The sequence below is a fragment of the Streptomyces sp. NRRL B-1140 genome (genome assembly GCF_001280065.1).
Classification (GTDB): Bacteria; Actinomycetota; Actinomycetes; order Streptomycetales; family Streptomycetaceae; genus Streptomyces.
On sequence record NZ_LGEA01000114.1, the window covers coordinates 436,244 to 444,066 of the forward strand.

Sequence of the window (7,823 nt, forward strand, 5' to 3'; positions counted from 1 at the left end):
TCAGCTCACCACTCCGGTCATGACGGCCACGGGTACGGCGACGAAGCCGGCCGTGAGCAGCAGTGCGAGGACGTTCGCGATGGTCTTCAGGGCGCGGTCGCGGGTGCGGCTGCCCACGCCGAGGGTCTGCGCCGCGCTCCAGAAGCCGTGCCGTATGTGCAGGCCGAGCGCGAGCATCGCGACGATGTAGACGACGTTGCCGTACCAGGTGGAGAAGGTGTCCACCACGTTCTGGTACGGGTGGCCCTCCTGGAAGCCGCCGGGGTGCACGGTGCCGGTCGTCAGGTCGAGGATGTGCCACACGATGAACAGGCCGAGGATGATGCCGCCCCAGCGCATGGTGCGCGTCGCGTAGCTCGACCGTGCCTTCTTGTGCACGTACTTTCCGGGCCGGGCCCTGATGTCGCGACGGCTGAGCTGGTACGCCGAGGTGGCGTGCGCGACGACGGCGACGACCAGCACGATCCGCACGAGCCAGAGCGTCCACTCGTAGTGCATGAACGGCTCGCCGACGGTGCGCAGCCAGTGGGCGTAGTGGTTGAACTCGCCCGCCCCGAAGAAGATCTTCAGGTTTCCGATCATGTGGACGATCAGGTACAGCAGCATGATCAGACCACTGACCGCCATCACGGTCTTCTTGCCGACGGTGGAGTCCCACACGGTGCGTGCGAAGGACGGCCGCCGGTCCGTCCGCGTTGCCAGAGCCATGGACAGCACGCTACGGACGGGCAAGCGATCGGTCCAAGACATGGTCCGGCTTGATTCCATAGGGAACGGCTATCGTACGAGGATGCAGTTCCAGCAGCTCCAGTACTTCGTGGCCGTCGCCGAGACCCGGCACTTCACCCGGGCCGCCGATCTGGTCCATGTCGCGCAGCCGTCGCTGTCGCAGCAGATCAAGGCGCTGGAGCGGGAGCTGGGCGCGGATCTGTTCCTGCGTGCCCGGGGCAACATCACGCTCACGGACGCCGGTGAGGCGCTCCTGCCGCTGGCCCGGCGCATCCTGGCCGACGCGGACACGGCCCGGCACGAGGTGCAGGAGCTGGTGCAGTTGCGGAGCGGCCGGGTGCGGCTGGGGGCGACACCGAGTCTGTGTACGGGGTTGCTGCCTGACGTCCTGCGGGCCTTCCACGACCGCTACCCCGGCATCCGGCTGCTGATCGAGGAGGGCGGCTCGCACGACCTGGTCAGGGAACTCGCGCGCGGCGCACTGGACCTGGCACTGGTGGTGCTCCCGTTGCCGACCCCGTCGCCCGCGCTCACGACGGTGGAACTACTGCGTGAGGATCTGGTCGTGGTCTCCTCGCCGGACGCCCCGCGTCCCGGCCTCGGTCGCCGCACGGTCCGCGTCTCCGACCTGGAGAGCGAACCGCTGGTGATGTTCCGGCACGGCTACGACCTGCGCGAGCTGACCGTGGCGGCGTGCCGGGCCGAGGGGTTCGAACCCGACTTCGCCGTCGAGGGCGGGGAGATGGACGCGGTGCTCGGTTTCGTGCGGGCCGGGCTGGGCGTCGCGGTGGTGCCCCGGATGGTCGCGGCGAGGTCGGGGCGTGGCCTGCGGGTGACGCCACTGGCCCGGCCCGGCCTGCACCGGACGATCGCGCTGGCCCACCGCAGCGACGTGGCGCCGCCCAGGGCCGCGCGGGAGTTGCAGCGGATGCTGCTGGAGCAGTGATCCTCCCCGGGCTTCCCGGCACCGGGAGGCCCGGCTCGCCGTAGGGCCGCGGCTACCGCACCGGGGGGCGGCCGGCCGGCCGATGGGAGGAGGCCAGGTGCAGGAGTTCGTCGACGGGCCACTGGTCGTAGGCGTGCTCGCCGTACTTGGCCGCGAGGACTCTGCCGTCGGTGCCGATCAGGAAGTCGGCGGGCAGCCCGAGCCTGCCACCGGGCTGGTCGGCCGCGGGGAGCCGCTCCCGGCCACGGACGACCTCCCACCCACCGCGCAGCACCGCCCCGATCACCGGCCCCCAGGCACGCGGGCTGAGCAGCGCGCGAGGAGCCGACTCCACACCGAACTCGGCGTACAGCCGCTTCTCGGGGTCGGCGACGACCGCGAAGGGCAGGTCGCCGGTGTGCCGGCGCAACTCCTCGGCGGGCGAGTGGAAGACCACGACCTCGCGCACCCCGGCGGCCTCGATCTCCGCGTGCCGGCGGACCACCGACCGCAGATGCAGATGGCACACCGGGCACCCGGCGAACCGCCGGAACTGCAGATGCACCAGGCGCTCGGGGTCGGGGACGGCGACGGGACCCCCGGAGACCGTGGCGATGTGATGTACGGCGACGGCGGAGCCGGGCCGTAACGGCCGTGCGGGCATACGCATGAGCATGGGCGCTCCCTCGTAGGAGTACGGCGTACTCTTACGGAGTGTAGGCGTATGCCGTACGCCCTAACAAGGTAGGCGTATGACGTACGCTGATCGTCGTCATGCCACGTCCCCGCTCACTCAGCCACGCCCGGCTGGCCTCGGCCGCCCTCGCCGTGATCGACCGCGACGGGCTCGCCGGGCTGTCCATGCGCTCCGTCGCGAAGGAACTGGGCATGAGCACCATGGCGCTCTACCGCTACGTGGACGACCGCGAGGAGCTGGAAAGGCTCATCGTCGACCTCGTGCTCACCGCCGTGGACACCGAGCCGCCCGGACCCGAAACGCCCTGGCAGCAGCGCGTCGAGGTGCTGATGGGGCGGCTGCGCGACGCCATGGCCGCCCACCCGGAGGTCGTTCCCCTGACCGTCGCCCACCGGCACCGGTCCCTTGCCGGGCTGCGCTGGTCGGAGTCCGTGCTCGGCGTGCTCACGGAGGCGGGGTTCGACGGCGATCGACGGGTGATCGCGCTGCGGGGCCTGCTCGGGTACCTCATCGGCGCCATCCAGCTGGAGCACCTCGGGCCGCTGTCCGGCCAGGGCACGGTCGCCATCGCCGAACTGCCGCCCGACGCTTTCCCCCGCATGGCCGAGACCGCCCGTCAGGCCCGGAAGGTCAGCGCCGACCAGGAGTTCACGGGCGGTCTCGCACTGCTGCTGCGCGGGCTGGGCGCCTGACCCGGCTCCGCGCAGCGGCCCGGGGCGTCACCCCGTGGCGTCCACCAGTGCCAGTTCGTGCAGCCGCTCCGGCGGGCCCGGCCGCGCGTAGTACCAGCCCTGGGCCGTGTCGCAGCCGAGGATGCGCAGCTGGTCGGCCTGGGCTCCCGTCTCCACGCCCTCCACCGTCACCGCCAGGTCCAGGCTGTGGGCCAGGGAGACGATCCCCTCGACGATCTTCAGGTCGACGGGGTCCGCCGGGAACTGCTGCATGCTCTGGGTGAAGGACCGGTCCAGCTTCAGGACGCTGACCGGAAGCCGGCGCAGGTTGGCGAGGTTGGAGTAACCCGTCCCGAAGTCGTCCAGGGCGATGTCGACACCCATCTCCGCCAGCCGCCGCAGCGGCTTGAGCAGATCGTCGTCCGCCCCGATCAGCGCCGACTCCGTGACCTCCAGGCACAGCGCGTCCGGCTCGACGCCCGCGCGCTCCAGGATGTCGACCGTGTCCTGCACCAGTCCGGGATGCGTCAACTGGCACGGCGACAGGTTCACGTTGATCCGCAGCGGCCCCACCGCCTCGGCACCGCCCTGCAGTTCCTGCCACTCGCGCGCCTGGCGCACCGACTGCTCCAGCACCCACCGGCCCAGCGGCACGATCAGGCCGGTGTGCTCGGCGAGCGGGATGAACCGGTCCGGCCCGAGCACCCCGTGCTGCGGGTGCAGCCAGCGCACCAGGGCCTCGGCGCCCCGGACACTGCCGTCGCCGAGGTGCACCAGCGGCTGGTACTCGATGAAGAACTCGCCTCGCTCCAGCGCCGTCGGCAGCGCCGTGGTCAGTCCGTGCCGCGTGATGGCCCGGGCGTCGGCCTCCGGGTCGGCGAGTTCGAAGCGGTTGCCGCCCGCCGACTTGGCCCGGTACATGGTGATGTCCGCGCTGCGCAGCACCTCGGCCGGGCTGCGCTCCCCGGCCGGGCCCTCGACGATGCCGATGCTGCCGCGCACGGTCAGCTCCCGGCCGTCGACGCTGATCGGCGCGAGCAGCGCGTTCATGATGCGGCCGGCGAGTTCGTCGACCGCGTGCTGGGTGTCGGGTCCGGTGGTCAGCGCCACGAACTCGTCGCCTCCGAGCCGCGCGACCATCTCGCCCGGTGCCGTGGCGCAGGACTGCAACCGGTCGGCGACCTCCACCAGCAGCCGGTCGCCGGCCGCGTGGCCGAGGCTGTCGTTGATGGTCTTGAACCCGTCGAGGTCCAGGTAGCACAGCCCGAACCGCTGGCCTTCCCCGGCGCCCAGGGCCTTCTCCAGGCGTTCGAAGAAGAACGTACGGTTCGGCAGCCCCGTCAGCGCGTCGTGCGTGGCCTCGTAGCGCAGCCGCAGGTTGAGCAGCCGCCGCTCGGTGGTGTCCTCCATGAGGGCGAGCTGGTACTGCGGTTCGCCGTCGGCGTCGCGCAGCAGGGAGACCGTCAGATTGGTCCACAGGACGGTTCCGTCGGGGCGGTAGAACGCCTTCTCCAGGTGGTAGTGCTCCCGTTCGCCCCGTACGAGTTCGTCGTAGAGCCGCCAGGTCTGCGGAGCGTCGTCGGGATGGGTCCACTCCCGCACGTTACGGCTGCGCAGCGTCTGCTCGGAGACACCGAACATGCGCAGGAGCGCGCCGTTGACCTGCAGTATGTTGCCTTCGAGGTCGGCCATGCCGATTCCTATGGCGGCCCCCTCGAACACGGCACGGAAACGCGCCTCGCTCGCGTGCAGGGCCTGTGCCACCACGCCCTGCGCCTGGAGGGCGGCCTGCGCGATGGCCTCCTGCTCGGCCAGGGTCCGCTCGCGCAGCGCCCGGGCGAAACCCGCCGCCATGGCGTGCTGGAGCCGCGCGCACCGGGCCCGCAGGTCCTCCCGGTCGCCGCCGCCCCCGCAGTACAGGACCAGATAGGCGTCGACGCAGTCCAGGGTGCGGCTGAGCGCCTCCGGGTCGGTGCAGTGCGCGTTCACCAGGGCTGCTCCGACCGCCCTGCCCGCCTCGGAGTCGAAGGTCCGGGCCACCAGTGCCTCGCTCAGCCGCCGCGCCTGGGGCAGCAGTTGTGCCTCGAACTCGGGCCGGGTCGACGACGTCGAGGTCACCGGGAAGACGGCCCGGCTCCAGATCGTCGCGAACCGGCGCAGTCTGTCCTCCGGCCCGTCCGGTTCCGCGGTCACGCCGTACGCCCCACGCCCGCGAACCCGGAGAACGCATACGGATCCTCGTCCTCCGGCGCGGTGTCGGGCCGCCAGAGCGGCGGCGGCACCAGTCCGGGTTCCACCATGTCGTACCCCTCGAAGAACCGCGCGATCTCGTCGCGCGAGCGCATGATCAGCGGGTTGCGGATGTCCCTGTACACGTCCACCGCACCCCCGGCCCGCTCCGGCGGCAGCGGGATCCCCTCGTAGGAGGCGTGGGTGAGCACGAGCAGACTGCCCGGTGCGAGCGCCTCGCCCAGTTCGGCCACCGCTCCGTACGGGTCGTCCTCGTCTTCCACGAAGTGCAGTATGGCAACGAGGAGCAGCGCCACTGGCTGATTCAGGTCGATCAGCCGCTCCACTTCGGGGCTGCGCAGGATCTCCTGGGGCTTGCGCAGGTCCGCGGCGACCACGCCCGTTTCCTCGTTGCCCTCCAGGACCGCCTGGCTGTGCGCCACGGCCACCGGGTCGTGGTCGACGTACACCACGCGGGCACCGGGGCGGGCGGCCTGCGCCTCCTCGTGCACGTTGCCGAAGGTGGGGATGCCGGAGCCGATGTCGAGGAACTGAGAGATGCCCGCGTCGGTCGCGTGACGCACGGCGCGGCGCATGAACGCACGGTTCGCCTGCATGACCTTGGGAAGTCCCGGCATGAACTCCATGGCCCTGCGGGCCGCTTCCCGGTCGACCTCGAAGTTGTGCGATCCGCCCAGGTAGTAGTCGTACATCCGGGAAACGCTGGGCACCGAGATGTCGATGCTCCGTGGGGCCCAGGCGGGACGCTCCATCTAGCTCTCCAAGGCGTAGGCGATCCGGTGTTCGAGCAGAGGCTACTGATCGCCCGCCAATGGAGCGACCCGAAACGGAAATTGACCATCCGTTCCCGGTCACTGCCTGCGGCACGTGCCGCATTGATACCCCTGCGCACGCCTCTCGAACACATGACGAACAGTGTCCGGGGCATTCCGGAGAGTTCCGGTTCAGGAGGGGGGAATGTCAGGGATTCGATGAGTTCTGGTGAAGCACGGCACAACGGTCCACCCCTCCGTGGGGCACGGAGGGGTGGACCGGGTCTGCGCTTCGGGTGGACGAGCTGGTCGACCCTGGGGAGGTTTCGCTTCTATTCCGAGGCGCCGACCAGCTTCCCGTCGGGCCGGACGGCGTACCAGGTGCCGCCCACGCCCTGCCCGTTGGTGTCACCGGGAGCCTTGTCACCGGCGAAGGTGTAGATGGGCGAGCAGTTGATCGTCTGCTGCTTGCCCTTGCCGTCGGTGCGGTCGAAGATCATGTAGCCCTTCTTCTGGATGCCCTTGGTGTCGGCGAAGTCGACGGGCTCCACGAGCGGCCACTTCTCCAGGCACGCACCGCTGCAGTTGGAGACCGGCTTGGGCCAGGCCTCGTCCTTCTTGAACCGGTAGACGGTCATGCCGTTCTTGTCGACGACGATCTCGCCGAGCTTGGGGTCGTTGCGCGTGGACAGCCCGGCCTGGGCCGCTTCGCCGCCGCCCTCCGCACCGGCCCCGGCACCCCCCTGCGCCTTCTTGCCGTCGGGGGCGAGCGCGTACCACTTGCCGCCCACACCCTGGCCCTTGACGTCACCGGCGTTGACGTCCTTGGCGTAGCGGTAGGCGGGCCAGCCGCCGACCGTGAGCTGCTTGGTGCCGTCGGCCCGGGTGACCGACCCGAGCAGCGCCTTGTCGATGCCCTCGCCGGCCTCGGCGTCGTCGGCCGGAACCGGCGGCCAGGTCTTGGCGCAGTCACCGTCGCAGTTCGACTTGGGCGGCTGCTCGGTGTCCTGGTCGAACCGGTACAGGGTGAGGCCGAGACTGTCGGTGACCACCTTGCCGACCTTCTCGGCGGTGGAGACGGACAGCTTGCCGGCGGGGTTGGAAGGGCTGGAGGCGCTCGGTGCCGCCGGCTGGCCCGTCGCGGTGCCCGCCGCGCCGGCGGTGCCCGAGCCGATGTTTCCGTAGTCCCCGGGCGCGGCCGTGGCGCCCACGTTCTGGCTGGCCGCCGGTGGGCTGTCCTGACCGCACGCCGTCGTCAGCGCCAGGACCGCCGCGGCGCTCGCCACGAGTGAGGCGCTCCGCCAGGAGGTCTTCATCGTCAACTCCCCATTATCGCAAGGGTGTTGCAGCGCCCTGCTGCGCCGCCGCACGGTCATGAGTACGCATGGGGGCGGCGATTGTGTTCAACCGTCGGCCAAATTTCTTTCCGGAACCTGCGCCGAGCCTCGCGAGTCGTCGCACGCGAGTGCACTTCGAGCCACTTGCGGGCGACCACGAATCAAACCGGTGACGCCCGGGATTCCCTCATTCGGGGCAATCCCTGTGCACCCCGGCCCGTCGGGCCGGCGCAGGGCTCATGATCTTCGTCGTGTATGGACCCCTCTCGACTCAATCCGCCCTTGTGACGCGGGCCTTGGCGGCGGCGACGCTGACCTGGGCGCTCGTCGGCGCACCGGCCGGGGTCGCGGAGGCCGACGCCTGCGCGTACGCCTCGACGGGGCCGCACGGCACCGAGGCGGTGGCGTACGCGGGCAGCAAGAAGACGTGGCCGTGCCCGACACCCACCCCGACCCCCACGC

At 70.8% G+C, this 7,823-nt stretch carries 8 protein-coding genes; 2 read left to right on the top strand and 6 right to left on the bottom strand.

Annotation, left to right across the window (positions count from 1 at the left end; all coding sequences use genetic code 11):
- Entirely contained in the window at positions 1 to 708 is a 708-nt protein-coding gene (locus tag ADK65_RS28050) for a succinate dehydrogenase (RefSeq protein WP_053673784.1), read from the bottom strand.
- Between the two features lie 82 nt (positions 709 to 790).
- On the opposite strand from ADK65_RS28050, the gene ADK65_RS28055 reads away from it, so the two are divergent.
- A complete protein-coding gene (locus ADK65_RS28055) occupies positions 791 to 1,675 on the top strand; it encodes a LysR family transcriptional regulator (RefSeq protein ID WP_053673741.1) in 885 nt (294 codons plus the stop codon).
- A gap of 52 nt (positions 1,676 to 1,727) precedes the next feature.
- Here the strand turns inward: ADK65_RS28055 and ADK65_RS28060 are convergent, their stop codons facing one another.
- Positions 1,728 to 2,324 (bottom strand): peroxiredoxin-like family protein, encoded by a 597-nt coding sequence (locus ADK65_RS28060; RefSeq protein ID WP_053673785.1) that lies wholly within the window; start codon positions 2,322 to 2,324, stop codon positions 1,728 to 1,730.
- Positions 2,325 to 2,428: 104 nt separating this feature from the next.
- Between ADK65_RS28060 and ADK65_RS28065 the strand changes: the two genes are divergently transcribed.
- Complete coding sequence (locus ADK65_RS28065) at positions 2,429 to 3,043, top strand: TetR/AcrR family transcriptional regulator (protein ID WP_053673742.1); 615 nt, start codon at positions 2,429 to 2,431, stop codon at positions 3,041 to 3,043.
- Between the two features lie 27 nt (positions 3,044 to 3,070).
- On the opposite strand, the gene ADK65_RS28070 is transcribed toward ADK65_RS28065, so the two are convergent.
- From ADK65_RS28070 to ADK65_RS28085, 4 genes are all read right to left on the bottom strand, one after another.
- Positions 3,071 to 5,215 carry a putative bifunctional diguanylate cyclase/phosphodiesterase gene (locus tag ADK65_RS28070; RefSeq protein ID WP_053673743.1) on the bottom strand — a complete coding sequence of 715 codons (2,145 nt, stop codon included), beginning with the start codon at positions 5,213 to 5,215 and terminating at the stop codon, positions 3,071 to 3,073.
- Positions 5,212 to 6,024, bottom strand: a complete 813-nt coding sequence (locus ADK65_RS28075) for an SAM-dependent methyltransferase (protein WP_053673744.1) — start codon at positions 6,022 to 6,024, stop codon at positions 5,212 to 5,214. The genes ADK65_RS28070 and ADK65_RS28075 overlap by 4 nt, the downstream gene beginning before the upstream one ends.
- 332 nt (positions 6,025 to 6,356) lie before the next feature.
- A complete protein-coding gene (locus ADK65_RS28080) occupies positions 6,357 to 7,340 on the bottom strand; it encodes an SCO0930 family lipoprotein (RefSeq protein WP_053673745.1) in 984 nt (327 codons plus the stop codon).
- A gap of 292 nt (positions 7,341 to 7,632) precedes the next feature.
- Positions 7,633 to 7,823 (bottom strand): hypothetical protein (locus tag ADK65_RS28085; RefSeq protein ID WP_199825713.1); only part of this gene is annotated, 191 nt, incomplete at its 5' end.

Coding starts and splice junctions, on each gene's coding strand:
- ADK65_RS28050 (WP_053673784.1), bottom strand. CDS start 708: ATGGCTCTGGCAACGCGGACGGACCGGCGGCCGTCCTTCGCACGCACC.
- ADK65_RS28055 (WP_053673741.1), top strand. CDS start 791: ATGCAGTTCCAGCAGCTCCAGTACTTCGTGGCCGTCGCCGAGACCCGG.
- ADK65_RS28060 (WP_053673785.1), bottom strand. CDS start 2,324: ATGCGTATGCCCGCACGGCCGTTACGGCCCGGCTCCGCCGTCGCCGTA.
- ADK65_RS28065 (WP_053673742.1), top strand. CDS start 2,429: ATGCCACGTCCCCGCTCACTCAGCCACGCCCGGCTGGCCTCGGCCGCC.
- ADK65_RS28075 (WP_053673744.1), bottom strand. CDS start 6,024: ATGGAGCGTCCCGCCTGGGCCCCACGGAGCATCGACATCTCGGTGCCC.
- ADK65_RS28080 (WP_053673745.1), bottom strand. CDS start 7,340: ATGAAGACCTCCTGGCGGAGCGCCTCACTCGTGGCGAGCGCCGCGGCG.